This window comes from Collinsella sp. AF11-11 (assembly GCF_003465485.1).
Lineage (GTDB): Bacteria > Actinomycetota > Coriobacteriia > Coriobacteriales > Coriobacteriaceae > Collinsella.
The window spans coordinates 158,387-183,522 of the sequence record NZ_QSAS01000002.1 but is presented as its reverse complement, the minus strand read 5'-3'; the positions used below and the strand labels follow the sequence as shown (position 1 = coordinate 183,522).

The following is a 25,136-nucleotide window of genomic DNA, read 5'->3' as shown; positions in this document are numbered from 1 at the left end:
TAAGATACAAACCATTGTTCCATTCAAGGAGGTCATCCATCATGAACGAGTCGTATCGCCTGGGCGAGCAATCAATCATCGCTCATCTTCAGCGGCTTGCGAACGGGGCCTCAACCACCGAGCTCGATGTTGCCGCGCTGCCCCCGGAGCTGTGCGCCATCGGCGAGCAGCTACAGAAGACATTTGCCATCCTGCAGCAAGAACGCGAGCTGCTTGAGCGCGGCGCCTATATCGACTCGCTCACCAATCTTGGCAACCGTGGCGGACTCGACCGCCACGTCGATCAGCTCTGGCGCAAAGGCACCCCCTTCACCTGCGCCTATATCGATATCGACCGCCTTAAGCATTGCAACGATAAGTTTGGCCACACCGAGGGTAATCGCTACATCCTGAACATCTGCCGTGCACTCACCGAGACAATGGAGCCCGATGAGTTGCTGTTCCGTATCGGTGGAGACGAATTTGTACTTATATCCCCCACGACAGACGAAGCCGAGCTCGAGCAGCGCCTGGAGCGGACGCGTGCCAATCTTATCGAGGCAACATCGGACGGCAAGGCGCCCATGATCGCCAGCTTTAGTTTTGGCTGCTCGCGCGTCGACCCGCTTGCAGGCGATACGCGTCGCCAGATGACAAAGGACGCCGACCGCAAAATGTATCGCTACAAGCTCATGTACCGTGTGCAACAACCGGAAGAAGGCGATGCGCCGCAACGCCCGGTCACCGAACAACCCCCCCCCTGCAACGACCGAGTGTTCCAAGCGATCTCCATGAGCTCCGAGACGCGCTATCCGTTCATCATTAACCTCGACACCGGCGAATCGCAATGGTCGGTTAATGCCGTGCGCGATTTTGACCTACCCTCCCAGCATCCCTACAACTCGCTCGATATATGGCTTGCCCGTGTTCACCCCGAGGACCGCGACAACGTACGCGCCGAGCTCGATATGGTGGTAAACGGCACGTGGCACTTCCACTGCATGCAGTATCGCGTCATGAATACCGCCGGAAAATACGCGCTTTGCGACTGCACGGGCTACCGCCTGGACGGCACCGATACCGAGCCCAACATGTATGTGGGCATTGTTACCAACCGAAGCTTGGCAGATACGACCGATTCCGTGACCGGCCTGGGCGATATCCACGCCCTGGTCAACGCCATTGGCGAGATGCGTCGCGTGGCACGAAACGCGGGCTTGGTCGCCATTAAAATCGACGACATCGCCAAGGTCAATGCCCGCTTTGGCTTTGATGCAGGCGACCGCGTTTTGGCAGAAAGCGCCGCCTGCCTCATGGATTGCTCGCGCGGCAAGGGTCGTCTGTTCCGCTCGACCGGACCGATGTTCGTGGCGCTCTTTGACGAGCTTGATCCCGAAGAGACCGACGCGGTTGCAGACGAAATCGAACGGTTCTTGGGATCGCCCGTGCTCCTTGGCTCATTTGAATATCAGCCGCCCCTTCGCGTGGCCACGCTTCATCTGGACGCCGTCGACCGACAGCCCGTTTCCATTTTGAACGAACTCAATGCGCTGATTAAAGAGGCGCCGCAGGTACCGGGCACCAAGCTGGACTAGCGACGTAGGGCGCGATGTGAAACACAAGCCGTTTCGCATCGCGCCCCGCGCCATCTGCCCTCTCGTGCGATAATCCTCCGCAGAAGTCACCGACAGCAGAGGGAGTTTGTGATGAAGGTTCTTTTGGTCAATGGCAGCCCCAAGGCAAACGGCAACACCGCCCGCGCACTCGCCGAGGTCGCCGAGCAACTTAGGGCCGAGGGCATCGATACCGAGACGTTTCAACTGGGCGCCAAGCCCATCCGCGATTGCATCGGTTGCGGCCAGTGCGGAAAGCTCGATTGCCGCTGCACCTTTGACGACGATGTGGTCAACGAGCTGATTGCCGCCGCCGAGCAGGCAGACGGCTTTGTCTTTGGCTCCCCCGTCTACTACGCGCACCCCAGCGGACGCATCCTCTCGGCACTCGACCGCGCATTCTATGCAGGCAACAAGGCCTTTGCGCACAAGCCGGGTGCCGCTGTGGCCGTTGCCCGCCGCGGCGGCACGTCGACCACCTTCGACGTGCTCAACAAGTACTTCACCATCAACCAGATGCCCGTGGTGGCCTCCACATACTGGAACAACGTCTTTGGCGCCATGCCGGGCGAGGCCACCCAGGACGCCGAAGGCCTTGCCACCATGCGAAACATCGGCAAAAACATGGCCTGGCTTCTGCATTGTATCGAAGCAGGCCAGGCCGCCGGCATCGAAGCCCCCGAAGCCGATCGCGAGCGCACCAACTTCATTCGTTAGAACGGCGGGGCCATGAATATTCAAATCTTCGGGACTAAGAAGTCCTTCGACACCAAGAAAGCACAGCGCTTCTTTAAGGAGCGCCGCATTAAGGTGCAGTTTATCGACTTGAAGGAAAAGGAGATGAGCAAGGGCGAGCTTACGAGCGTGATGCAGGCGGTCGGCGGCATCGATAAGCTGCTCAACCCCAAAGCAAAGGACGAGGAAACGCTCGCGCTCATCCAGCACCTCACCCCCAGCCAGCGCTTCGATAAGCTGCTCGAGAATCAGCAGGTTCTTGCCGAGCCCATCGTGCGCAACGGCAAGAAGGCCACCGTCGGCTATTGTCCCGACGTATGGGGAGCCCGGGAGTAGCCTGTGTTATTTGTCGGCGCGTGGGTATAAGAGCAGGTGTTTGGCATAAGATTCAACTGTAAGCCATGTCTAACAAAGGAGGGCACATGCCCAACAAACCCGTGAAGATCATCATGCTTACCGGATACCTCGGTGCCGGCAAGACCACGCTGCTCAACCACATCCTCGCTAACGACGGCGGCATCCGCGCCGCCGTAATCGTCAACGATATCGGCGAGATCAACGTCGACGCCAGCCTCATCGCCGACGGCGGCCTTTCCGAGACCGACGACCTCATCCCGCTCACCAACGGCTGCATCTGCTGCACGCTTTCGGACGACCTGGCCAACCAGCTGCAGGGCATCGCCGATTCGGGCAACTTCGACTACATCATCATCGAGGCCTCGGGTATTTGCGAGCCCATCCCCATCGCCTACACCATCTCGAGCTTCTGCGACGAGGCCAAGGTGGGCGGCGAGCCCAAGCTCGCGCTCGACAACATCGTGGCCGTGGTCGACTGCGCCCGCATGTACGACGAGTTCAACGGCGGTCGCGACCTGCTCGCCGAGGATATCGATGAGGACGACATCGAGAGCCTGCTTATTCAGCAGATCGAGTTTTGCTCCACGCTGATCCTCAACAAGACCGATACCGTCACGCCTGAGCAGATTGCCGAGCTCAAGGCCATCGTGCGCAGCCTGCAGAAGGACGCCGTGATTGTCGAGGCCCAAAACGGCGAGGTCCCCATGGAGGAGCTGCTCGACACCGACCGCTTCGACTTTATGCGCGCCTACAACTCCGCCGCCTGGATCGAGGCCATGGAGCATCCCGAGGAGCACGACGACCCCGAGGTGCTCGAGTACGACATCGAGACCTTTGTGTACTCCCGCCGCAAGCCGTTTGACCTGCAGAAGTTCACCGATTTTGTTGAGCAGGAGTGGCCCGACGAGGTCATTCGCGTCAAGGGCCCGCTGTGGCAGACCGGCGATCCGGACATGTGCTACATGTTTGAGCAGGCCGGCCACCAGATGCGTCTGATGGAGAACGGTCTGTTTGTCGACTCTGCGCCCGAGGGCGAGAAGCAGAAGATTATCGACGAGAACCCCGAGATCATGCAGATTTGGGACGACGAGACGGGCGACCGCATGACGAGCCTGTGCATCATCGGCCGTCACATGGACAAGGATGCGCTCATCGCCGCCCTCGATGCCTGCCTGACCGACTGGCACCGCGCCTAGGCTATCGAAGCGAGCATTTTCTGCCACGTAACCGCCAAACCACCACGAAGGTGCCTGTCCCCTTCGTGGTGGTTTTTCATTCTGAGCCAAGGAGATTCATGTTCAATATCGTGCTGTATGCGCCCGAGATTCCGGCCAATACGGGCAATATCGGCCGTACCTGCGTGGTCACCGGTACCCGCCTGCACCTGGTGGAGCCGTTGGGCTTTTCGCTCGACGACAAGACGGTGCGTCGCGCCGGCCTGGGCTACTGGCAAAACTTGGACGTGACGACCTATGCCGGCTGGGAGGATTTCCTTACGTGCAACGGCCTCTCCCCCGCCGATGAACGCCTGCATCTGCTGACCAAAAAGGCGCGCCGCACCTATGCGCAAAGCACCTACCGCGACGGTGACTATCTGGTCTTTGGCAGCGAGAGCTCGGGGATTCCCGAAGAGCTGCTCGCCGCAGCGCCTGCGCGCTGCGAGCGCATCCCCATGCTGCGCGACTGCGACTCGCTCGATAACGCCGAGGCCTGGGAAGCCCACGAGGAGGCGCTCGGGCATAGCGAGAGCGGCCACGAGGCCATCCTTCAGCAGGATATCTGCGGCAACTTCGTCGACCCGGACGACTACCGCATCAGCGCCCTCAACCTCTCCAACAGCGCCGCCATCGTCCTCTACGAGGCCCTGCGCCAGACAGGCTTTCCATCAATGTGACAAAGGGACAGTCCCTTTGTCACATTGATGCACCAAATAATGAGCCATCGTTTTTAATCAGAATTTACTAGAATAAAATGAAGTTAAACGGCGATGTGAAAGGAGAGCCTTGTGGAATATCTCGAGAACCCGTTTACCCCCAGTTTTGGTGAGGTTCCTGCCCATCTCGCCGGCAGACAACAGATTATTCGGGATTTGGACCGTGCCTTCTTGAGCCAGCGCAGACGCCCGGAATTGACCTCGATCTTCTCAGGCGCGCGTGGAACCGGTAAAACCGCACTCATGTCATCGCTCGCGACAAGAGCGGAATCCCACGGATGGATAGCGGTAAAGACGACCGCGCTCTCGGGAATGCTTGAGGAAATCGAGCTCGGGGCGAAACGTGCTGCAGGCCATCTCATCGACCCGTCTAACAACTTCGAAGTCACCGGTCTCGGAATCGCGCCGCTCGGCAGTATCGAGGTCAATCGCGTTCACGATGCCTCGACTTGGCGGTATCGCATGAGCGACATCATCGACCAGCTCAACGAAACGGGCACCGGTCTGCTCGTCACGGTTGATGAGGTCGACCCGACGCTCGACGAGATGATCCAGCTCGCAGCCACGTATCAGCACTTTGTGACCGATGGGAAACGCGTCGCCCTACTCATGGCGGGACTTCCCAACAACGTCTCGACGTTGCTGAACCACAAGACGGTCTCGTTCCTTCGCCGCGCCCAGCAATATCATCTGGGGCGTATCGCCGACTACGATGTGCGTGAGGCCTTGATCCGAACGATCCAGGAAAACGACCGCTTGGCAGATGCCGAGGGAATCGATAAGGCCGTTCGCTCGATTTCTGGCTTTCCCTTCCTTTTGCAGCTTGTGGGTTACCGCGCCTGGGATCTCACGAGCAACTCGAGGGAAATATCATCTCGCGACTTTGACCAGGGAATCAAAATCGCACGCGATGAAATGGACGACCGGATCCTCGCGGCGACCTATCGGGAACTCACTGCAGAGGACAAGCGATTTCTCATCGCCATGCTCGATGACGAGGAAGAGTCCACCACCGCTGACCTTGTCGAGCGCCTTAAGCGTTCGCCGCAACAGGTCTCCCGCTACCGACGCCGCATGATAGACGCCGGCATCATTGGAGAACGCGGGCGCGGAATCGTCGCTTTTGAATTACCGTTCTTCCGCGACTATCTCGCCGTTCAATGCGTGAAATAGGCATCGGATGTGACAAAGGGACTGTCCCTTTGTCACATTCGGTTAGAGGTAACGGCCGGTAATGCTCTTGGGGCAGGCCGCGATATCGGCTGGCGTGCCGAAGCAGACGATTTGCCCGCCTGCTTCGCCACCACCTGGGCCCATGTCGATTACGTAATCGGCGTTACGGATAAGGTCGAGGTCGTGCTCGATCACGACGACTGTGGCACCCTTGGCAACGAGGCCGTCGAACACACTCAGCAGCACCTGAACATCGAGCGGGTGCAGGCCAATTGTGGGTTCGTCGAACACGAATACGGCATCATCCTGCACGCGGCCCATCTCGCTCGCGAGCTTAAGACGCTGCGCCTCGCCGCCCGAAAGCGCCGGCGTGGGCTCGCCGAGCGTGAGATAACCCAAGCCCAGGTCGTGCAGGGTCTGTAAGCGCGCCTGAACTTTCTTGAGCCCCACCGTGGCGTCGATGGCCTCGTCCACACTCATGTCCATGAGCTGCGGCAACGTAAGCAGGCTCCCGTCCTTGCCCTCGCGATGGATATGCGAGGCCGCGTCTGCATAGCGTGAGCCGCGACATGACGGGCAGACGATCTCGACATCGGGCAAAAACTGCACGTCGAGCGATATCGAACCCGTGCCATCGCACGTAGGGCAGCGCAAGGCGCCGGTGTTGTAGCTAAATGCGCCCGCCTTGTAGCCGGCTGCCTTGGCCTCGGGCGTACGGGCGAAGGCGCGACGCAGCTCGTCATGGATGTCGGCATAAGTCGCCACCGTCGAGCGCACGTTGGCGCCGATGGGCGTGGCGTCAATCAGGTTGGCGCGTGCGATGCCCTCGGCGTCGATCCAGCGCACATGGCTTGGCAGGCGCTCACCAGTTGCCTGAGCCTTGAGCGCCGGGATGAGCGTCTCGAGCACCAACGTCGTCTTACCCGAACCCGAAACGCCCGTCACCGCGACCAAGCGACCGCGCGGGATATCGACTTCGAGCGGTTTGACGGTATGGATGGCATCGGTCGCCATGCGGATATGGCCCCGGTCGAACATTTCGTCATCAGCCACCTGCGGCCGCAAGCGCTTGGGCTCCGAGCGCAAAAACGGGGCGATGCGGCTGTCCTGCGATTGCTCGACCTCATCCACCGTACCGGCGGCGATCACATTACCGCCGCCCGCTCCGGCAACGGGGCCCATCTCGACCAGATAATCGGCTTCCGCCAATACGCGCGTGTCGTGGTCGACAACGACCACGGTGTTGCCGTCATCCACCAGATCGCGCATTACGCCCACCAGGCCGTCGACATTGGCAGGATGCAAGCCGATCGAGGGCTCGTCCAGCACATAGAGCACGCCCGTCGATCGGTTGCGCACCACGCGGGCGAGCTGCACGCGCTGGCGCTCACCCGTGGAGAGCGTGGCACCTGCGCGATCGAGTGAAAGGTAATCGAGGCCCAGGTCGACCAGACGACGGGCCGCGCCCAAAAACGAATCGCAGATATCCGTCGCCATGGGCTGCATCTCGGCCGACAAGGATGCGGGCACCCCGCGCACCCACTCAATCGCATCGCCAAGCGTCATGGCTGCCGCCTGCGCCAGATTGATACCGCGCACCTGGGGCTGGCGCGCGGCGTCGGAAAGACGCGTGCCGCCGCAATCGCGGCACGGTCCCTCGCGCAAAAAGCGCGCAACGCGCTTGAGCCCCTTATCGTCCTTAACCTTGGCGAGCGCATTCTCGACGGTATAGACGGCGTTGTAATAGGTAAAGTCGAGCGGCGTGGCGCCCTCGCCATTTTTGGGAACGTAGAGAATGTGCTTCTTAACTGCCGGGCCATGGAACACGATATCGCGCTCTTCAGGCGTGAGCTGGTTAAACGGCACGTCGGTACGCACGCCCATCTCGCCGGCCACCTGCTTCATCAGGTCCCACATGAGCGTGCCCCAGGGAAGCACCGCGCCCTCGTTGATGGTCTTTGACTCGTCGGGCACCAGGCTCGCCTCGTCCACCTCGCGCATGACGCCGGTGCCGCCGCAGGTAGAACACGCGCCGCCACTGTTAAAGGCAAGGTCCTCGGCCCCCGGCGCATAGAACTCGCGGCCGCACGCGGGGCACGTGAGCGACAGGCCCGCGGCCACGTTAAGGCTCGGCTCCACACGCGTCCCGCAATGCGGGCACACGTGATGGGCGCAGCGGCTAAAGAGCAGGCGCAGGCTGTTGTTGAGCTCGGTCATGGTGCCAAAGGTCGAGCGCACGCCTGGCACACTAGGACGCTGATGCAACGCGAGCGCCGCCGGCACGTGCAGCACCTCGTCCACCTGGGCGTGCTCGGCCTGCGTCAGACGGCGGCGGGTATAGGTGCTGAGCGCCTCCAAGTAGCGACGCGAGCCCTCGGCGTAAAGAACGCCCAGCGCCAGCGAACTCTTGCCCGACCCCGACACGCCGGCAATGCCCACGAGCCTTCCCAGCGGAATATCGATATCGATGTCCTTGAGGTTATGGACGCGCGCACCGCGCACCTCGATAGCACTTGGTTGTTGCGACACCGTCATCGCTCCCCTTCCTGTTAATCGAATGTGACAAAGGAATGTGACAAAGGGACAGTCCCTTTGTCACATCACTCGTGCCATAAAACACGATCGCGAATGTACTTGCCCAGCATAGGCACGCTAAACCGGACGAGACCGTATCCGGCGGCCTCGATGACGCGCTCGCGAATTAAGCTTGCGCGATATTTACTCGCCCAGCTCTGGGTACGGTCGCAGCGCTCAATGATATCCGCCATGCGCGTCGGCTTGCCCTCGTCTACCGCCATGGCCTCGATAAAGAGGCGCTGCGGACTGCGCAGCCCGTAATACAGAGGTGCGTCAACCGCTTCGTAGAACTCGGAGACGGCATCCGCATGGCCATCCTCGACATCGCACTCTTCAATGACCTGCGAGCTACGCCGGGCAGCAGACCGCCACATGTAATATCCCACCAGCTGTACCATATAGGGATGCCCCATGCTCGTGTGCGCTGCAAGGCCCGCCGTCCCTGCATCAACGCAAAGGCCAGCACATTCGACCGTCTGGATATATGAATCACGCACCTGGGGCAAAGAAATCGCCCCCAACGTACGCTGCTGGGCACGCCGCAAAAACGTCACGCTCGGCTCTTCGAGCAGATCGTCAACCATACTGGGCAAGCCGGCAAAGACCAACGCAAGACCTCGCTGGTCGCTATCGGGCAAGTCCGTAGCATCCTGATCTCCGAGCACCTGCTGATAGAGAACGGCGAGAGCCGCCAGTTCCTCGATAGACGCAGATTGAGCCTCGTCAATCGCAAACAGGATGCCCTTACCTGGACCGAGCTTCTTGAGACGCTCGTTGACCAGCCCTCGCAATGTCTCGCCTTTTGCCCGCGCCGCCTCGACCGACATCCGGCCAAACGACGGCCCAAACTCCATTGACGTCACAACGGGTTTATTCGAGCGAAGCGCGTCGGCCAAGCGGTCGCACAAACCAAGCGAAGCGGAATCGGAGACAACCGCCCATCCGCGCTCGCTGGCTAGACGTTGCAGCTCCCGCAGGAGAACCGTTTTGCCACAGCCGCGGTTTCCCGTAATGAGCATGAGCCTGCCCGGCGCTCCGGCGCCGTTGTCGAGCCCTTCCTCAAAATCTTCGATGACCGACTCGCGACCGATGAGTATCGGAGGCCGCTTACCAGCTGTGGGCTTAAAGGGATTTGGATTCATATCGGCCTCCTCGGATTGGCAAACCCTGGTAACAGTTATACCAACTTATACTGAGTTATACCAATAGCATGTGACAAAGGGGCTGTCCCTTTGTCACATGTGGCCGAAAAACTCGGCGTCTGCTGCTCGCCAGGGACGGAAGGTGGCGGGATCGATCTTTACGTGCGCTGCGGCGGGCACGTCATACCATTTGACCGTGTAGCCGGCGCCGTGAGAGCAAAAGACCGAGTCGGGCGTGTTGGGCAGATCGGCCTCGGGCTCATAGGCGGCCGCCTCGATGACGCGCTCGGCATCATGACAGGCCGCATAACCGGCGAACTCCAGGTACAGATGCCCGCGACCGCTCGTGTAGGCAGCCACCTCCAGCGCATAATCCTGCACCTCGGATGCCGGCACGCGACCCACAAGCTTCGCCCGGTCGCCCGCCATCGTCGGCGGCTCGTACTCGGCACCCATGCGCGTGGCATCCGAGAGCGCCCGGCCCACGCACTCCCCCGGCACCTCGAGCTCAAAGCGATACCACGGCTCCAGCAGCACCGCCGCGCCCGCCTCGCGCGCCTGCATCAAACCCTGGCGAATCGCGCGGTACGTGGCCTGGCGAAAATCGTCGCCCTCGGTGTGTTTGGCATGCGCGCGGCCGCCCGTGAGCGTAATGCGCACATCGGTGATGGGCGAGCCCGTCAGCACGCCCAGGTGGTCGCGCTCCATAGCGTTGGTGAGTGCCAAACGCTGCCAGTTAAGATCGAGCTCGTCGGTCGAGGTCACGGTGCCAAACTGCACACCCGAACCCGCCGGCAACGGCTCCAGGCGCAGATGCACCTCGGCATAGTGACGCAGCGGCTCAAAGTGGCCCACGCCCTCGACCGGCCGCGAAATAGTCTCCTTATAGAGAATGCCGCCGGGCTCAAACGCAACCGAAAGGCCAAAGCGATCGGCCAACACCCGCTGCACGACCTCGAGTTGCACGGCGCCCATCAACTGCAAACGGATCTGCTCAAGATGCGTATTCCAGCTTACGCCGAGCATGGGATCTTCGTCCGCCAACTCACTCAGCGCTTTAAACACCGCATGAACGTCGTGTTCGCCCGGCAGCACCGTATAGGTGAGGACCGGAGCGATGACGGGCGCATCGCCCGCGGGCTCCGTGCCCAGGGCGTCCCCTAGGCGAACGTGCGCAAGACCCGTCACGGCGCAAATACCGCCAGCAGCAACTTCTTGGGCAAGCTCATACTTCTCGCCGTTATAGATGCGCACCTGATCGACCTTCTGTTCCCACGCCTCGGCACTGGAATGCCCGCTGATCATCTGTTTTGCGCGCAGCGTGCCGCCGGTCACTTTAACCCAAGCCAAGCGCTCGCCACGAACACCTCGGCTGACGCGATAGACGCGCGCGGTGAACTCCGGGGCCCACGCTTGTTCACGCATCAGCGTGCACATGCCATCCAGCAGCTCGCCCACGCCCTGGTCCTTGAGCGCCGAGCCGGCAAAGCAGGGAAAGAGCCTGCGCTCGGCAACCATGCGCGACAGCGTTGCGACAGAAAGCTCACCCGCTTCAAGAAACTCCTCGAGCGCCGCTTCGTCCAACGCAGCAGCGTCCTCCTGAACGGCGCCGCCCGCCAGCAGCTCGTTGGCATCCAGGCAGCCCTCGGAAAGACGCTGCTCGAGTTGTGCCAGCAAAACATCGCGGCCGGGATTCTCCAAATCGATCTTGTTGATGAAGATGAACGTCGGGATGTCATAGCGTGCAAGCAGGCGCCACAGGGTTTCGGTGTGCCCCTGCACGCCATCGTTGGCGCCCACCACCAGAATCGCGTAGTCCAGGGCACGCAGTGTGCGCTCCGCCTCGGCAGAAAAATCGACATGGCCGGGAGCATCCACGAGCATGACGTGGGTATCGCCGTGGTCGAGCACGGCCTGCGACGAGAAAATCGTGATGCCGCGCTCGCGCTCGATCGTGTTAGTGTCCAGATGCGAATCGCCATCGTCCACGCGGCCACGCTTGCGAATGCGGCCCGCGTTGAACAGCATGGCCTCGGCCAACGTGGTCTTGCCGGCATCGACATGCGCCAAGATTCCAACGACCGCTTGCTTCGACATGGCTCTCCTCTTATTGCAAGCCCATCGCACGCGGCAACGGGCGTTCACGCTCCACACTGGATGATACAATTTACGGGCCGGTGGGCGAAGCGGGCCCTATCCCCCGACCGAGCTCATCGCCCCGCGTTGCCGCGCGGCGATTTTCGTAGGTTCGCGCCTTGCGAAAGCCGGCACCTCCCCTTTTTGTCTGCCCGGGTTCATCTGGGGCGGTAACAATGCGAGTCCCACAACGACGCGTTTTACCAAAAATGGCCCCACTCGGGGCCATTTTTTATTTGAGCTGGGTGATGATACGTGCCTTGGCTCCTACGCCTCGCGCAGCCAATCAAACGCGACACGCGCCGTGCCGTCGGACACATAGACGATACCGACACGCTCGAACCCCGCCTTGGCGATGGCGCCCTGCATGGGCAAGTTGTCCTCGTGCGTGTCAATACGCAGATGGTCGGCGCATTCCTTGGCAAAGGCAAACATCGCCGCCGCGATACCGTGCACGGTGCCGTCGGATGCCACGCGATGCAGCACGGCATACGGAGTGTCGCTGCGCCATTGACCGTCCTCAATCACGTCATAGCACTCGTCCGGACCCGGTAAAAAGGCAAACGTCGCCACCACGCGGCCGTCGACTTCGCACACGTAACTGCCACCAGCGGCAATATCGGCAGCCAGCTGCTCGGCCGAAGGCGTGCCCTCGGGCCACTGCGTGGCGTTGCCATGCGCGCGCATAAAGGCGCGGGCCGCGTCATAGATAGCCATGACGGCGGGAATGTCGGTATCGAGGGTTTTTCTGATCATCACGCGGCGACCTCACGTTTATTGGTATCACTTTGATTGAGCAATGATACCAACGTTTGGAGAGGAGCGCGAAGCAGATGGGGAGCAAAAAGCGAGCCGCCTGGTCAAAAGCCAAAAGCGAGTTTTTGGGCGCTGCCACCGGCGGCGATATGAGCGACCTGTTTGTGCGCGAGGACGAGCGCCGCGACGCCCTGGACGCCGAGCGCGACGAGGCTTGGCGCTATAAGTCGTGCGAGCGCAAAAACCGCTACGACACACGCGCCGAAGCCGAGGCCGTTATGGCCGACTGCGAAAACCGCGGACGGCGTGGTTTGGCCTGCTACAAATGCGAATACTGCGGCGGCTGGCACCTGACGTCGCACCCTTGGAAATAGACCCCGCATCGGCACGGCGCTGGCGAAGCGCCAGCCATCGTGCACAAGCTACGGGCGCGGCGGCACCAAAACATCGTAGCGAACGGCCTTGCCCGCAAGTTGATAGCTCGGCTTAACGCCGGCAAGCAGCGGCCCCTTCACCGGCCGCTTGATAACGACCTTGCGCGGGTGCACCGCAAGCGCGGCTTCGACCAGCGTCTCCTCATCGGCGCACGGCTGCTCCAAATGGTGCAGGAGTTGGAACTTCTTTTTGACCGCCGCACTCTTGGTACGCTCGGGAAACATGGGGTCCAGATACACCACGTCGGGAGCGGTGAGCTCGCCCTGCCCGATCAGCTCAGCTGTATGGCGAAGGCCGACAATACTGTCCTCGCCCGCATGTAAGCGCATGCGCGCCACGGCAGTCGCAAGCGCCGGATCATCTGCCGCGCGATCCAAGGCATCCTTGAGGAGCGCCGCGATCACGCAATCCTGTTCATACAGATCGACGGTAAAGCCCGCGGCCGCCAGCAGCAGCGAGTCCTCGCCAAAGCCTGCCGTGGCGTCAATCGCCCAGGGGTTCTCGATACCTTTTGTGCGTGCAGCCTTCACCAACAGCTCTTGCTGCAGACGACCCTGCTTGAGCCGTGGGAGCATACGGGCAAAATCGGCACGCAGCTCCATCGCACCGTCGGTGAGCGTGAGGCCCTCGGGCTTCCCGATCAGCTCAAGCCCCGCGGCCCGAGCAACAGAAAAGGGATCGACGACGCCCATGGGTACTCCTTAGCAAGCAAAGCGGATACGTGAGCGCCGCATGTGTCGGCACCCAATCGTCCGCTATTGTCCCACATGCGACATGGCCCACAGCATCCCAATGCAAAGCACCGCCATCAATCCCGTGCACACGGCAGCGATCACAGAATCGCTCATGCGCCTTCCCAACGATTGCGGCTCGCGCGCCTGCCCTGTTCCGTACATCATGGCTCCTCCTTAGACCAACTCCTTGTTACATCCTCATCATCGCAGCGCCGCACATGAGCTGCCATCGATTTGACTTACGTCCAGCTTTCCTTTTTGAAAGGTTGAGGTGCGCAGGCCTAAAGCGCTTTCAGACGCATGCGCCGCCGCGTTGAACTACAATGTGCTTCACCATATGTGCAGCACAGGGGGTACGCCAGATCGGCCGTACTCGTATCGAAAGGATCCAGCCATGAGCTACGCTCGCAAGACACTCAAAATCCTTGCCCTCATTTACTTTGTTTTGGGCATCGCCAGCCTCGTCATCGCCGGCGTCGGCATCGCCCGAGGCAGTCTCGATTCCACGTACGGGCCGAACGCCATGCTCGCCGCGGCCGTACTTGTCATCAAGGGTCTTGTCGATCTTGCCGCAGGTGTTGCGGGCATCAAGGGCGCCAACAAGCCTTCGCAGGTGGATGGCGCGTTTAAGCTCGGCATCGTCGCCGCAATCGCCACGATTGCGCAGGCCGTGCTCACGCTTCCCGCGTTTGGCGGCGACGCCATCAACTTTGGCGCCTTTGTCATCGTGGTGTACGACCTGTTCTTTGTTCAGCAGGCTCACGCCGTTAAAGCCGAGAACAAGGATCGCCTGTAGGCACTTGCCTTCCACTGACCCCTACATCCAAGCAACTAAAAAGGGCCGATCGCGCATCTCCGCGGTCGGCCCTTTACGTTTGCCCAGATAAAACCTGCCAAAATAAACCTGTCCCTTTTTGGTAGGTTAGTGGCGGTACTCGGCGATGATGAAGTCGATGTCGGTTTGAAGGGTGTCCAGGTTTGCCAGGCGCTCTTTGTCGGCGGGGCGCGTGCGGTAGTAGTACGGTGTCATCTGGAACACCGCCTCGATGTCGGCCTGGGTCTGGAGCGTAATATTCGCAGATACCCGCTGCGTTCCGACCAACTCGAGCTCGGTAGTCTTCGGCAGCTTCTCGTCATTGAGATATGGCGTGTCGTAGAGCACCTCTTTGAGCCCAAACAGATGACGGGCACCCGGCACCACGGTGTAGAGCGAGCCCTCGGGCGCCAGCACGCGAGAAAACTCACGCTCGTTAAAGGGAGCAAAGAGTTCGGTCACCATATCAAAGGCGCCATCAGCCACGGGGATGTCCTTCATGTTGGCCACGAAGTAGGTCGCATCGCCGCGCTTGGCGGCCAGGCGCACCATCTCTTTGCCCAGGTCGAAACCGTAAGCATCCACGCCCGGCACCGCACCCATGGCACTCGTGTAATAGCCCTCGCCACAGCAAATATCGAGCAACGTCATAGGGCAGTTCGCAGACGCGGCACGCCCAGACACCCGCTCGCACACCAGCTCGACCATCGCATCGCGCAACGGCGCGTAGTAACCGCGGTTAAGAAAGTCGCGACGGCTGCGCGCCTGCGACTTGGGATCGCCCATGGAGTCGCCGCTCTTGGACGAGCGCAGCAGATACAGATAGCCCTCGCGCGCACGGTCAAACCGGTGTCCGCCCGCACATGCAGCACCGCGCTCGTCGTCCACCAACGGCTCATGGCAAACGGGACACAACAACATGGCAACTCCTTAGCGCGAACAACACAACGCCCACCATTGTCGCACGCCTTCCCCACCTAGTCATAGAAGAGACAAGGAGTGTCCCCAGCTGCCGACAGAAAAGGAACGTCCCTAAGTGCCGGCTGGCTGCATTAGGAGTATCATCGTCTGCGCAAATAAGCACGAAAGAGCATATTAGAGATTGAGAGCGTATGGCAGGCACCGCATCTAAGCACATTGACATGACCACCGGCTCGCTATGGCGCAATATTCCCCTGTTCGCCTTCCCCGTGGCCGCCACGAGCATCTTGGAGCAGCTGTCGAACCTCATCGCCACGGTCATCATCGGTAACTTCTCGGGCGACCAGGGAACCCTCGCCATGGCGGCGGTCGGCTCCAATGTTCCGCTTACCAGTCTTATGCTCAACCTTTTTATTGGCATGTCGCTTGGCTCCAACGTGGTCATCGCCAACGCTATCGGCCGCAACGATCAGAACATGGTCAAACGCGCCGTCCATACCTCGATTTTAATGGCGCTCGTGGGCTTTGTCGTCATCGCACTGGGCGAGATCTTTGCCGAGCCCATGCTCGCTGCGCTCAACGTGCCTGCCGAGACCATGCCGCTCGCCTCGCTCTACCTGCGCGTCTTTTTGCTCAGCATGCCCTCGATCTTGCTCTACAACTTTGAGGCCGCGATCTTCCGCTCCGTCGGCATCACCCGCATGCCGCTGCAGGCGCTCGCCGTGTCCACCGTCCTCAACATTGGCCTGGACCTCATCTTTGTCCCCGTGCTCCACTGGGGCGTCACGGGCGTCGCCATCGCCACCGCCATCGCCTACACCGTCAGCGCCGCCACACTCTTTGTCCACCTGCTCAAGACCGACTCCGTCGTCCGCGTCACCCCACGCGACTTAGGCTTAGACCCCGTCGCCCTCAAGCGCATCGTCAAGATCGGCCTGCCCGCCGGCATCCAAAGCGCTGTCTTTGCCGTCGCCAACATCATCATCCAGTCCGCCATCAACAGCTTGGGCACCGAGGTCATGGCGGCATCAAGCGCCGCCATGAGCTTGGAGTACGTGTGCTACAACCTGCTCAACAGCTTTAGCCAGGCTTGCACCACCTTTGTGGGACAAAACCACGGCGCTCGCCAGATCGACCGCTGCACCAAGACGCTCAAGGTCTGCCTGATCGAAGGCGGTATCGTTGCACTCACCACGATTATCGTTATCGTCGGTCTGGGGCGCGAGATCCTATCGCTCTTTAACAGCGACCCCAACATCGTCTCGATCGGCTACATCCGCGTGTGTTCGATCTTCCCGGCATACGCCTTTAGCATGTTTTACGAAAACATGTCCGGCTACCTGCGCGGCTTTGGCATCTCGCTCATGCCCGCCCTCATCACCATGATCTGCGTCTGCGGCATTCGCTTCTATTGGGTATTCTGCGTGTTCCCGCACTTCCGTACCTTTGCGAACATCATGATGGTCTACCCCATCAGCCTGGGCACCACGGCATTCTTTATGGTCGTGGCGGTATTGCTCTGCCACCCGGCACGCACCTATCACACCGCCCAAGCCAAAGCGACAGCCCGCTAAACACCGCACTCAACGTCACGCCAGTCATTAATTGACAATATGCGAGCTCATATAGTCGATAAAACGCCTCGTGGCGATAGGCATGGTGTCCCAGCTGCGCCAAGCTGCCACCACGTCGCGCGAGGGAGCATGCACGATGGGACGTACGCGGATATCGGCCCGCATGCCCTCGACGGTACGGCGATACAGCATACTTACGCCTAGGCCCTCCTCCACCATCGCCATGATGGTGTAGTCGTCGGTGACCTCACTCGTCACGTGCGGCGACAGCCCGTGCGCCGCGAATGCATCGAGCACCAGGCTCTGCTCGCCCTCATCCAGTAACACAAACGGTTCGGACGCCAGGTCGGCGAGTGTCACCTTTTCCTTTGCCGTCAGCGGATGCGCGGCCGGCAACAATGCTACCAACTCGTCGTGATAGACCACGCGCTTCTCGAGCCCAGCGGTAAATCCGCGCGCCGTAAAACAAAAATCAACCACGCCATCGTGTACCCATTGAGCGTTGCGCGTGTAATCGCCCTGCTTGAGGGTAAAGCGTACGCCCGGGTGCAGCGCACCAAAGTCGCGGATCACGCGTGGCAACACGGTACGACTCACGTTGGTAAATGTCGCAATGCGAATATCAGTCGAGGAGAACCCCAGCAGCTCCTGGCGCTTGCCCTCGAGCTCGGCCTCAGCGGTCACAATCTGGCGCAGGAACGGCAGATATTGTTTACCGTCGCGCGTAAGCGAAACGCCCTGCTTACCGCGCTCGATAAGCGTGGTACCCAGCTCGCGCTCGAGCGCTTTGACGGCCTGGCTCACCGCACTTTGCGTATAGCCCAGTTCGTCGGCCGCGCCCTTAAGACTGCCGCAATCGACCACCATACAAACAATCTGATACCGCGATGCCATCGTGCCTCCACATCGATGTAGCCGTAAAACGTTTTGCCAGGGCTTTTTCTACTAGCATTAGTATTTCTTAATCATACTGAAGATACATTCGCTTTACTACATCCATATCTGGGAGCAGAATCCTTTTTGCGAAACCGTTCTGTAACAAAAGGAGTCCCATGGATCGCAAAAAAGCAATCGCGCTCTCATTTTCCGTTCCCGTCGCATGGGGCTTTTCGTACCCCCTCATGAAGATCGGCATGGACAGCATGAACGCCACGAGCATCGTCGCGCTGCGCTGCATCATCGCCTTTGCGGCCTGCCTGCTGCTCTTCCACAAGCACGCGGTGCGCATCAACCGTGACCTGATGGTCCGCGCCGCCATCATCGGCGCCATCATGGCAACCGAGATCACCTGCATGTGCCTGGGCTCTAGCCTCACTTCCGCCTCCACCGCCGGCTTTTTGCAGAGCCTGACGGTCGTAATCGTGCCGTTTGCCAACGCGGCACTGCTGCGTCGCGCCCCCGAGCGCAAGGTGCTCATCGGCACCGCCATCGTCACCTGCGGCATGTTGCTGCTCTCGGGCGCCGACTTTACTAGCCTGAATCCCGGCGCGATCATCATGCTGCTCTCGGCCTTTATCTATGCCGGCCACATTATCATCGCCAAGCGCTTTGTCGAAGAAGTCGATCCGCTGGCTCTGGGCATTTGGCAGCTGGGCTTCGGCGGCTTGTTCTCGGGTATCGCCGCATTTACCTTTGGCGGCTTCACGCTTCCCAGCACGCCGAGCGAGGTCGTGGTCGTCGTCGCACTCGCGCTCATCTGCTCTGCCTACGGCTTTATCACCCAAACGCTCGCGCAGCCCCACGTGCCCGCCGAGACCACAGGCTTTGCCTTCTCGCTCGAGCCGGTCTGCTCCGCTGTCTTCTCGTTCTTCCTGGTCGGCGAGGTCCTGAGCCCCATCGCCTTCTTTGGCGCCGCCCTCATCCTCACCGGCGTCATGGTGGCAACCGTCGAGCTCCCGCGTCTTCGTGCACACGGGCACGCTCGCATGGCAGGAGCGCCCGAGCGCGTCTCGTAGACCCCACTCCTTATACAGCCGCGGCATAAAGGCAACCGGTGCGCCTTTATAATAGATGCCAACAGAGCATCAGACGTAAAGGAGCCCCATGGACGCCGCGACCCGCGACCGCAACATAGCAACTTGGTTGGGCGATGCGCCGCAGCCGGTACGCGACACGACGAACCAGCTGCTCGAGCGCATCGCCCTTTTGCGTGCCGAGCAGACCATCTACCCGGCACAAGACGACATCCTCAATGCCCTCGCCTACACGCCGGCCGACCAGGTCAAGGTTGTCATCTTGGGTCAGGACCCCTATCACGGACCCAACCAGGCCATGGGGCTGTCGTTCTCGGTCCCCGCGTCGCAAACCAAGTTACCGCCGAGCCTGCGCAACATCTATAAGGAACTCAACGCCGATCTGGGCTGCCCCATTCCCGCCACGGGAGACCTAACCCCATGGGCACAGCAGGGCGTCTTGCTCCTCAACACTACGCTCACCGTGCGTGAGCATGCCGCGAATTCGCACGCCAAGCTGGGCTGGAGCACACTCACCGACTACGTTATCGAACGCTGCTGCCAGCTGCCCCAGCCGGTCGTCTTTTTGGCATGGGGACGCTTTGCCCAGCAAATGGTTGAGGGCAAGCTCGACGCGATCGGCGCGGGCAAGGCAACCGGCAAGTTCTGCCTGGCCTCTACGCACCCCTCGCCGCTTTCGGCCAACCGTGCCACGGCAGAACTCCCCGCCTTTATAGGGTCGCGCCCCTTCTCCGCTGCCAATCGGCTACTCGAACAGCACGGCTCGACCCCCGTCAACTGGACTTGCCTCGGCTAAAAACCGATACATCAAAAACGCGCCCGACGGCTTTCCATCGGGCGCGTTTCCTATTCGGGCCAAATAAATTGTGTGCGGCCGGCCTCGCCGCCATCGATCAGCAGGCTCTGCCCGGTCATAAACCGGTTGGTCACGCCCACAAAGTAGATCCACTCGGCGATCTCTTGGGCGGTGGCCCAGCGTTTAAGCGGCGTGAGCTCCATAATCTGGTTCCACAGGCGTTCGTCTTCCATCACGCAACGGTTGAGCGACGTGATAACGCCACCCGGGTCCACGCTGTTGGCGATGGCCTGCGGCGCCAGGCGGTTTGCAAGGTTCTTGGTGTAGGCGATAACGCCGCCCTTGCTGGCGGCATAGGCGGGAAACTCCGATCCCGTATGCCCACTCGCCGACCCCACATTGACCACGGATGTAATGGCCGGCGCCGGCTTGGCGGCAAGCCCCTCCCCCACAAAGGCGTAGCGCTCGGTTACGTTGATGGTGCCGCACAGGTTGGCGGCAATATCGTTGGCCGAATCCTGCGTACCGGCAACGTTTACGATCACCTGGGGTTCAAGCTCGCCTGGAAACGAGTCCGGCTCGCGGACATCGACGATCAGATGGCGGTAGCGCTCGTGTTCGATCGCCGCCGGCAGCAGATCAAAGCCCACGACCTCGTGGCCCTCGTCCAAAAAACGCTGCACGCACGCGGCTCCGATACCGCCCGAGGCACCCGTGATCAAAACCCGCATACTTGCTCCTTAGGCGGTTGCGTGACGCTCGAGGTACTCGGCGCCCACATTCTCGCGCTCCCAGCCACGCACGACCTTGTAGCCCACGGGGCTCAGGAAGACCTCACACAGCAGCTCGGCAACAGCGCCGGTCAGCGAGCACATAAGGACCTGCACCCAGGTCCAGCCAAAGAACGTGTGGCTCACCACAATGGCAAAGACCAGGTTGTCGATAAACTGGCCAACACCCGTGGACACATAGGAGCGGAAGGCGAAGCTCGCAAAGTTATTCTTTTTGAGCATACGGCCGAGCGACTGGTTGAGCGTGGAGTTAACCACGGCAGAAACGAGCATTGCCAGCGAAGAGCCCAGCACCACGTACCAGGTGCCACCGATGGTGGCGTTAAGGGCAGTGTTGACCTCGATCATGCCGGTGTCGTAGTAGGCGCCCCACATGCCAGGCGTGAGCGAGCATGCCCAAAAGCACAGGCTCACGGCCAGGTTGACCAGCAGCGCGAGGATAGAGATTTTGATGGATGCCTTGGCGCCAAAGCGCTTGCAGATCATGTCCTGGCACAAAAACGAAACCCAGCTCACCACAAAGCCGCAGTCGAGCGCCAGATATGGCAGGCTGATAAGCTCTTTGTTGGCCAGCAAGTTCATCATGATGACGCTCACGAAAAACAGCGAAACCGTTGCCGCGGGAATGCTCCGCAACAGGACCTTATAGTCCTCCATGACCTTCTTGATCATTATGTACTCCTTTGGTTTTAGGTTTAACGAGCAGGATATCGGACCCGAACTGCTCGGCCGCCACGGTCTTGAGGCGACGGTGGGTATGATAGCCGCTCACGCGGCGGCAGGCAAGCAAAAGGCGCGGCAGCCCCGCAGGACCACCGCGCCGGCGCACTAAAACGTTACGTTGCCAAACTCCGACAGGACAAGGTCGGGGTTGTGGTCGGTCGCCCAGTCAACGTTCCACGGGCTCGTGAACAGCAGCAGCTTGCCGCCGCGCATGTCCTCGACGCGCAGGGTGTCGCGCGTGAGCGAAAGGGCCGGGATATCGATGGTATCGGGGTCGTTCTGGATCCAGCGGATGTCCGTATAGGGCAGCGGCTGGCGACGAACCTCAACACGGTACTCGGCCTTAAGACGGCGCTCGAGCACCTCAAACTGCAGCACGCCGACCACGCCCACGATGACGCTCTCCATGCCGGCACCCAGCTCGCGGAAGATCTGGATGGCACCCTCCTGGGCAAGCTCCTCCATACCCTTCACAAACTGCTTGCGCTTGAGCGTGTCGACCTGCGTAATGCGAGCGAACATCTCGGGGGCGAACGTCGGGATCTGCGGATACTGCACGTGGCGCTTACCGGAGCACACGGTGTCGCCGATGCTAAAGATACCCGGATCGAACAGGCCCACGATATCGCCCGCGTACGCCTCGTCCACAATGGCGCGGTCATCGGCCATCATCGACGTGCCCGTGGCCAGCTTGAGTTTACGGTTGCCCTGCATGTGGAAGGCGTCCATGCCGCGCTCGAACTTGCCCGAGCAAATGCGCACAAAGGCGATGCGGTCGCGGTGGTTCTTGTCCATGTTGGCCTGGATCTTAAACACGAAGCCGCTAAAGTCGTTCTCGGCGGGCGCGACCGGCTCGCTGGTGAGCGTATCGGTATAGGCACGCGGCGTCGGGGCCAGACGCAGGAACTCTTTAAGGAAGGGCTCCACGCCAAAGTTGGTGAGCGCCGAGCCGAAGAACGCCGGGCTCAGCTTGCCGCAGGCCACGGCATCCAGGTCGAGCTCGTCGCCGGCGCCATCGAGCAGCTCGATGTCGTCCATCAGGTTCTTGTGGTTCTCCTCGCCAATAAGCTCATCCATGGCGGGATCGCCCAGCTCGGCCTCGACCTCGGCGACCTTCTTGGTGGCGTTGGCGTGACCGTCGCCCTCAAAGGCGATGACGCGACGGGTCTGACGGTCGAACACGCCGCGGAAGTTGCGACCGCTGCCGATCGGCCAGTTCATGGGATACGTATTGATGCCCAGGACGTTCTCGATCTCTTCCATGAGCTCAAAGGGGTCGCGGGCCTCGTGGTCGAGCTTATTCACAAAGGTGAAGATGGGAATATGGCGCAGCGTACAGACCTTAAAGAGCTTTTTGGTCTGGGCCTCGACGCCCTTAGCGCCGTCGATGACCATGACTGCGGCGTCGGCGGCCATAAGGGTACGGTAGGTATCCTCCGAGAAGTCCTGGTGGCCGGGGGTATCGAGGATGTTGACGCAGGCGCCATTATAGGTGAACTGCAGCACCGAGGAGGTAACGGAAATGCCGCGCTCCTTCTCGATGTCCATCCAGTCCGAGACGGCGTGCTTGGCCGAGCTCTTGCCCTTGACCGAACCGGCAGTCTGGATGCTGCCGGTATAGAGCAGCAGCTTCTCGGTAAGCGTGGTCTTACCGGCGTCCGGGTGGCTGATGATCGCGAATGTGCGGCGCGACGAGATTTCATCCGACAGGCTTGCCATGCGGATCCTTTCTTGCATTGAGTGCATTACGTCGATGTAACCGCACTATTGTAGCCGCGAAATCCCGCTCTAGGGCGCCTATCAGGACAAATTCATCAGTTGGGGCCTGGGTAGCCGGCCCAATCCGAATTTGTCTCTTGCGTAACTGTACATAGTGTATATATACTGTGCTTACCGGTTATATACACGTGTAGCCCAACAGCTAAGGAGCCGCTGTGGACATCATCCTATCCAATTCGAGCGACAAGCCCATCTACGAGCAAATAGTCTCGCAAGTCAAAGCTCAGATCCTTTCGGGCGCGCTCGCTGCGGGAGCCAAACTCCCCAGCATCCGTGCACTCGCGAGCGATCTTGGCGTGAGTGTCATCACCACCAAGCGCGCCTACGCCGACCTGGAGCAACTCGGCTTTATCTGCACCGTGCAGGGCAAGGGCTGTTTTGTCGCCGAGGGCAACCAAGAACTCTTGCGCGAAAATCAGCTCTGCCATATCGAAGAGCTGCTTGCGAAAGCGGCGAGCCAAGCCGAAGCCTTGGGCGTCACGCGCGACAAGCTGCACGAGATGCTCGACCTCGTAGCCCCCGAAACCATGCAGTAGCCATCTGCAAGAAAGGCTATACCATGCAAAAGTTGCTAGAACTCAAAGGTGTATCGCGCCGCGTGAGCGACCGCTTTTCACTGCGCGACGTCACGCTTGCCGTGGAGCCCGGCCAGATCGTTGGCTTTGTGGGCGCAAATGGCGCCGGCAAGACGACGACCATTCGCGCCGCGCTTGGGCTTATAAAGCCCGATGCCGGCGAGGTACATCTGCTTGGACAGCGCTGCGACGCCAACGCGCCCGACGAGACGCAGCGCCACCTGCGCTCCCGCATCGGGCTTGTCCTGGACACGTGTCCCTTCCCCTCCACGCTCAAGGTGGGCCAGGTCGAGAAGCTCGTAGGCCCGGCATACCCCACGTGGAGCTGCGAAACGTTCGCCGGATTCATCGACCGATTTGGCCTCGATCCCAAGACGAAGGTCAAGGACCTCTCCCGCGGCATGGGCATGAAGCTGCAGCTCGCCTGTGCGCTCAGCCACAATGCCAAGCTGCTCGTTTTGGACGAAGCCACCGCGGGCCTCGATCCCATGGCGCGCGAGGAACTGCTCGACGAGTTGCTTACCTTTGTCGCCGACGGCCAGCACAGCGTGCTGCTCTCGAGCCACATTACATCCGACCTCGATCGCACTGCCGACCGCGTCATCTGCATCGATAACGGCTCGATTGTGTTTGACCTGCCGCGCGAGGACATTACCGACCGAGCCGGCATCGCCCACTGCACCCAAGCACAGGCCGCAGAGCTTATGGCTTGCGTCGAAGGTGCCCGTGCCGCCCACCACGCCTATAGCGTGGACGTGCTCGTACCCAACCGTCGCGAGGCGCTCGAGGCCTTCCCCGAGATTCCCTGCGACCGGGCAACCATTGATGACTATCTTCGCCTCATACTGAAAGGGGCTTCGAAATGAAACGCGCCTTTATGTCTGAGCTCGCCATCGTCCGCACGCTTGTCCCGAGCATCGCGGGCGTCGGCCTGTTCATCTTCGTCGTACTAACCCTCGCCAACGCATCGGATGGCGATGCCAGTATGAGCGCCGGCGCCTGCGCGGTCAGTGCCATGTCGCCCATCGTGGTCATGAGCTCGCTGGCCGGCTACGACAATCAAAACGGATGGGAGCGCTATCGGGCAACGCTGCCCCTCTCGCGCAAAGACATCATCTGCGCACGTTACCTCTGCATTGTTGCCTTCTCGGCCATCATGGCGTGCGCGACCGTGCTTTTGAGCACCATCACTCTTCCGTTCTTCGATCACACGGGCATGCCCTCGACGGGACAGATCGTCTTTGAGACCACAATAGCCTCCGCCGCATCGATGCTCATCTCCCTCATGATGGTGTTTCTGGCACAGCCGCTGTTCTTTCGATTTGGACACATGGAGGCGCTGCGCCTTTCCGTCGGCCTGTTTGCCCTGCTCGGATGCCTTGCCATGGCCACGCTGAGCTCCTCCAACCCCATCAGCAACTGGCTCATGTCGATTGCTGGGGCGAATCCCGATCCCGCCGTCCTCGGCTGCCTGTGCGCAGGAATTGCCGTACTGGCCCTCACGCTATGTGCAATCAGCTGCACCGTCAGCACCAAGGTCTATCGGGCACGCGACCTGTAGGCAAGCAAATCTCGACCCACGCGGGCCGCAATCGGTCGCAATCGCCCATCCGCAAATCC

Annotated in this window: 24 protein-coding genes; 14 read left to right on the top strand and 10 right to left on the bottom strand. The window is 60.7% G+C overall.

The window, feature by feature from the left end; genetic code table 11:
- The first annotated feature begins 41 nt into the window (after positions 1–41).
- From DWV58_RS02275 to DWV58_RS02250, 6 genes are all read left to right on the top strand, one after another.
- The gene (locus DWV58_RS02275) at positions 42–1,574 is read left to right on the top strand and encodes a diguanylate cyclase domain-containing protein (protein ID WP_117776039.1); all 1,533 of its coding nucleotides are present in this window, start codon (positions 42–44) and stop codon (positions 1,572–1,574) included.
- Between the two features lie 111 nt (positions 1,575–1,685).
- Positions 1,686–2,309: a flavodoxin family protein gene (locus DWV58_RS02270; protein WP_117776038.1), complete on the top strand. Its 624-nt coding sequence runs from the start codon at positions 1,686–1,688 to the stop codon at positions 2,307–2,309.
- A 12-nt stretch (positions 2,310–2,321) separates the two neighbouring features.
- Positions 2,322–2,663, top strand: a complete 342-nt coding sequence (locus tag DWV58_RS02265) for an arsenate reductase family protein (RefSeq protein ID WP_117776037.1) — start codon at positions 2,322–2,324, stop codon at positions 2,661–2,663.
- Between the two features lie 86 nt (positions 2,664–2,749).
- Positions 2,750–3,880, top strand: a complete 1,131-nt coding sequence (locus DWV58_RS02260) for a GTP-binding protein (protein WP_117776036.1) — start codon at positions 2,750–2,752, stop codon at positions 3,878–3,880.
- A gap of 98 nt (positions 3,881–3,978) precedes the next feature.
- Positions 3,979–4,578, top strand: a complete 600-nt coding sequence (locus DWV58_RS02255) for a tRNA (cytidine(34)-2'-O)-methyltransferase (RefSeq protein ID WP_117776035.1) — start codon at positions 3,979–3,981, stop codon at positions 4,576–4,578.
- A gap of 111 nt (positions 4,579–4,689) precedes the next feature.
- Positions 4,690–5,790, top strand: a complete 1,101-nt coding sequence (locus tag DWV58_RS02250) for an AAA family ATPase (protein WP_117776034.1) — start codon at positions 4,690–4,692, stop codon at positions 5,788–5,790.
- A gap of 42 nt (positions 5,791–5,832) precedes the next feature.
- On the opposite strand, the gene DWV58_RS02245 is transcribed toward DWV58_RS02250, so the two are convergent.
- The 4 genes from DWV58_RS02245 to DWV58_RS02230 all read right to left on the bottom strand — a co-directional run bounded on the left by DWV58_RS02245 (position 5,833) and on the right by DWV58_RS02230 (position 12,401).
- The gene (locus DWV58_RS02245) at positions 5,833–8,325 is read right to left on the bottom strand and encodes an excinuclease ABC subunit UvrA (protein ID WP_117776033.1); all 2,493 of its coding nucleotides are present in this window, start codon (positions 8,323–8,325) and stop codon (positions 5,833–5,835) included.
- A gap of 65 nt (positions 8,326–8,390) precedes the next feature.
- Positions 8,391–9,509 (bottom strand): AAA family ATPase, encoded by a 1,119-nt coding sequence (locus DWV58_RS02240; RefSeq protein ID WP_117776032.1) that lies wholly within the window; start codon positions 9,507–9,509, stop codon positions 8,391–8,393.
- A gap of 93 nt (positions 9,510–9,602) precedes the next feature.
- Positions 9,603–11,606, bottom strand: a complete 2,004-nt coding sequence (locus DWV58_RS02235) for a translation factor GTPase family protein (RefSeq protein ID WP_117776031.1) — start codon at positions 11,604–11,606, stop codon at positions 9,603–9,605.
- 306 nt (positions 11,607–11,912) lie between these two features.
- Positions 11,913–12,401, bottom strand: a complete 489-nt coding sequence (locus DWV58_RS02230; protein WP_117582849.1) for a GNAT family N-acetyltransferase — start codon at positions 12,399–12,401, stop codon at positions 11,913–11,915.
- Between the two features lie 77 nt (positions 12,402–12,478).
- Between DWV58_RS02230 and DWV58_RS02225 the strand changes: the two genes are divergently transcribed.
- A complete protein-coding gene (locus DWV58_RS02225; RefSeq protein ID WP_117776030.1) occupies positions 12,479–12,775 on the top strand; it encodes a hypothetical protein in 297 nt (98 codons plus the stop codon).
- Between the two features lie 48 nt (positions 12,776–12,823).
- Here DWV58_RS02225 and DWV58_RS02220 read toward each other — a convergent pair whose 3' ends face one another.
- Positions 12,824–13,528, bottom strand: a complete 705-nt coding sequence (locus DWV58_RS02220) for a class I SAM-dependent methyltransferase (RefSeq protein ID WP_117776029.1) — start codon at positions 13,526–13,528, stop codon at positions 12,824–12,826.
- Between the two features lie 436 nt (positions 13,529–13,964).
- Between DWV58_RS02220 and DWV58_RS02215 the strand changes: the two genes are divergently transcribed.
- The gene (locus tag DWV58_RS02215) at positions 13,965–14,366 is read left to right on the top strand and encodes a hypothetical protein (protein ID WP_117629601.1); all 402 of its coding nucleotides are present in this window, start codon (positions 13,965–13,967) and stop codon (positions 14,364–14,366) included.
- 126 nt (positions 14,367–14,492) lie between these two features.
- Here the strand turns inward: DWV58_RS02215 and DWV58_RS02210 are convergent, their stop codons facing one another.
- A complete protein-coding gene (locus tag DWV58_RS02210; RefSeq protein WP_117776028.1) occupies positions 14,493–15,305 on the bottom strand; it encodes a putative RNA methyltransferase in 813 nt (270 codons plus the stop codon).
- Between the two features lie 191 nt (positions 15,306–15,496).
- Between DWV58_RS02210 and DWV58_RS02205 the strand changes: the two genes are divergently transcribed.
- Positions 15,497–16,879 carry an MATE family efflux transporter gene (locus tag DWV58_RS02205; RefSeq protein WP_117776027.1) on the top strand — a complete coding sequence of 461 codons (1,383 nt, stop codon included), beginning with the start codon at positions 15,497–15,499 and terminating at the stop codon, positions 16,877–16,879.
- 27 nt (positions 16,880–16,906) lie between these two features.
- Here DWV58_RS02205 and DWV58_RS02200 read toward each other — a convergent pair whose 3' ends face one another.
- Positions 16,907–17,773, bottom strand: coding sequence for a LysR family transcriptional regulator (locus tag DWV58_RS02200; RefSeq protein ID WP_117776026.1), 867 nt, complete (start codon positions 17,771–17,773; stop codon positions 16,907–16,909).
- Positions 17,774–17,931: 158 nt separating this feature from the next.
- Here DWV58_RS02200 and DWV58_RS02195 point away from each other — a divergent pair, with 158 nt between their 5' ends.
- Together DWV58_RS02195 and DWV58_RS02190 are read left to right on the top strand one after the other, a co-directional pair.
- Entirely contained in the window at positions 17,932–18,834 is a 903-nt protein-coding gene (locus DWV58_RS02195) for a DMT family transporter (RefSeq protein WP_117635822.1), read from the top strand.
- A gap of 88 nt (positions 18,835–18,922) precedes the next feature.
- Positions 18,923–19,648: a uracil-DNA glycosylase gene (locus tag DWV58_RS02190; protein ID WP_117582841.1), complete on the top strand. Its 726-nt coding sequence runs from the start codon at positions 18,923–18,925 to the stop codon at positions 19,646–19,648.
- A 50-nt stretch (positions 19,649–19,698) separates the two neighbouring features.
- On the opposite strand, the gene DWV58_RS02185 is transcribed toward DWV58_RS02190, so the two are convergent.
- The 3 genes from DWV58_RS02185 to DWV58_RS02175 form a co-directional block, all read right to left on the bottom strand.
- The gene (locus DWV58_RS02185) at positions 19,699–20,379 is read right to left on the bottom strand and encodes an SDR family NAD(P)-dependent oxidoreductase (RefSeq protein WP_117776025.1); all 681 of its coding nucleotides are present in this window, start codon (positions 20,377–20,379) and stop codon (positions 19,699–19,701) included.
- 9 nt (positions 20,380–20,388) lie between these two features.
- Positions 20,389–21,111, bottom strand: coding sequence for a VUT family protein (locus DWV58_RS02180; RefSeq protein WP_226812554.1), 723 nt, complete (start codon positions 21,109–21,111; stop codon positions 20,389–20,391).
- A gap of 156 nt (positions 21,112–21,267) precedes the next feature.
- Positions 21,268–22,881: a peptide chain release factor 3 gene (locus DWV58_RS02175; protein ID WP_117776024.1), complete on the bottom strand. Its 1,614-nt coding sequence runs from the start codon at positions 22,879–22,881 to the stop codon at positions 21,268–21,270.
- A 215-nt stretch (positions 22,882–23,096) separates the two neighbouring features.
- Here DWV58_RS02175 and DWV58_RS02170 point away from each other — a divergent pair, with 215 nt between their 5' ends.
- Genes DWV58_RS02170 through DWV58_RS02160 form a run of 3 tightly spaced genes read left to right on the top strand, consistent with a single transcriptional unit; the run spans position 23,097 to position 25,077 of the window.
- Positions 23,097–23,477 carry a GntR family transcriptional regulator gene (locus tag DWV58_RS02170; RefSeq protein ID WP_117776023.1) on the top strand — a complete coding sequence of 127 codons (381 nt, stop codon included), beginning with the start codon at positions 23,097–23,099 and terminating at the stop codon, positions 23,475–23,477.
- Positions 23,478–23,500: 23 nt separating this feature from the next.
- The gene (locus DWV58_RS02165) at positions 23,501–24,382 is read left to right on the top strand and encodes an ABC transporter ATP-binding protein (protein WP_117776022.1); all 882 of its coding nucleotides are present in this window, start codon (positions 23,501–23,503) and stop codon (positions 24,380–24,382) included.
- Positions 24,379–25,077, top strand: a complete 699-nt coding sequence (locus DWV58_RS02160) for an ABC-2 transporter permease (protein ID WP_117776021.1) — start codon at positions 24,379–24,381, stop codon at positions 25,075–25,077. Before DWV58_RS02165 ends, DWV58_RS02160 begins: the two co-directional genes overlap by 4 nt.
- The last annotated feature ends 59 nt before the right edge of the window (positions 25,078–25,136 follow it).

Excerpts from the sequence above, each read along its gene's own strand:
- DWV58_RS02275 (WP_117776039.1), top strand. The coding sequence starts at position 42 with ATGAACGAGTCGTATCGCCTGGGCGAGCAATCAATCATCGCTCATCTT.
- DWV58_RS02270 (WP_117776038.1), top strand. The coding sequence starts at position 1,686 with ATGAAGGTTCTTTTGGTCAATGGCAGCCCCAAGGCAAACGGCAACACC.
- DWV58_RS02265 (WP_117776037.1), top strand. The coding sequence starts at position 2,322 with ATGAATATTCAAATCTTCGGGACTAAGAAGTCCTTCGACACCAAGAAA.
- DWV58_RS02260 (WP_117776036.1), top strand. The coding sequence starts at position 2,750 with ATGCCCAACAAACCCGTGAAGATCATCATGCTTACCGGATACCTCGGT.
- DWV58_RS02255 (WP_117776035.1), top strand. The coding sequence starts at position 3,979 with ATGTTCAATATCGTGCTGTATGCGCCCGAGATTCCGGCCAATACGGGC.
- DWV58_RS02245 (WP_117776033.1), bottom strand. The coding sequence starts at position 8,325 with ATGACGGTGTCGCAACAACCAAGTGCTATCGAGGTGCGCGGTGCGCGC.
- DWV58_RS02240 (WP_117776032.1), bottom strand. The coding sequence starts at position 9,509 with ATGAATCCAAATCCCTTTAAGCCCACAGCTGGTAAGCGGCCTCCGATA.
- DWV58_RS02235 (WP_117776031.1), bottom strand. The coding sequence starts at position 11,606 with ATGTCGAAGCAAGCGGTCGTTGGAATCTTGGCGCATGTCGATGCCGGC.
- DWV58_RS02230 (WP_117582849.1), bottom strand. The coding sequence starts at position 12,401 with ATGATCAGAAAAACCCTCGATACCGACATTCCCGCCGTCATGGCTATC.
- DWV58_RS02225 (WP_117776030.1), top strand. The coding sequence starts at position 12,479 with ATGGGGAGCAAAAAGCGAGCCGCCTGGTCAAAAGCCAAAAGCGAGTTT.
- DWV58_RS02220 (WP_117776029.1), bottom strand. The coding sequence starts at position 13,528 with ATGGGCGTCGTCGATCCCTTTTCTGTTGCTCGGGCCGCGGGGCTTGAG.
- DWV58_RS02215 (WP_117629601.1), top strand. The coding sequence starts at position 13,965 with ATGAGCTACGCTCGCAAGACACTCAAAATCCTTGCCCTCATTTACTTT.
- DWV58_RS02210 (WP_117776028.1), bottom strand. The coding sequence starts at position 15,305 with ATGTTGTTGTGTCCCGTTTGCCATGAGCCGTTGGTGGACGACGAGCGC.
- DWV58_RS02205 (WP_117776027.1), top strand. The coding sequence starts at position 15,497 with ATGGCAGGCACCGCATCTAAGCACATTGACATGACCACCGGCTCGCTA.
- DWV58_RS02200 (WP_117776026.1), bottom strand. The coding sequence starts at position 17,773 with ATGGCATCGCGGTATCAGATTGTTTGTATGGTGGTCGATTGCGGCAGT.
- DWV58_RS02195 (WP_117635822.1), top strand. The coding sequence starts at position 17,932 with ATGGATCGCAAAAAAGCAATCGCGCTCTCATTTTCCGTTCCCGTCGCA.
- DWV58_RS02190 (WP_117582841.1), top strand. The coding sequence starts at position 18,923 with ATGGACGCCGCGACCCGCGACCGCAACATAGCAACTTGGTTGGGCGAT.
- DWV58_RS02185 (WP_117776025.1), bottom strand. The coding sequence starts at position 20,379 with ATGCGGGTTTTGATCACGGGTGCCTCGGGCGGTATCGGAGCCGCGTGC.
- DWV58_RS02180 (WP_226812554.1), bottom strand. The coding sequence starts at position 21,111 with ATGATCAAGAAGGTCATGGAGGACTATAAGGTCCTGTTGCGGAGCATT.
- DWV58_RS02175 (WP_117776024.1), bottom strand. The coding sequence starts at position 22,881 with ATGGCAAGCCTGTCGGATGAAATCTCGTCGCGCCGCACATTCGCGATC.
- DWV58_RS02165 (WP_117776022.1), top strand. The coding sequence starts at position 23,501 with ATGCAAAAGTTGCTAGAACTCAAAGGTGTATCGCGCCGCGTGAGCGAC.
- DWV58_RS02160 (WP_117776021.1), top strand. The coding sequence starts at position 24,379 with ATGAAACGCGCCTTTATGTCTGAGCTCGCCATCGTCCGCACGCTTGTC.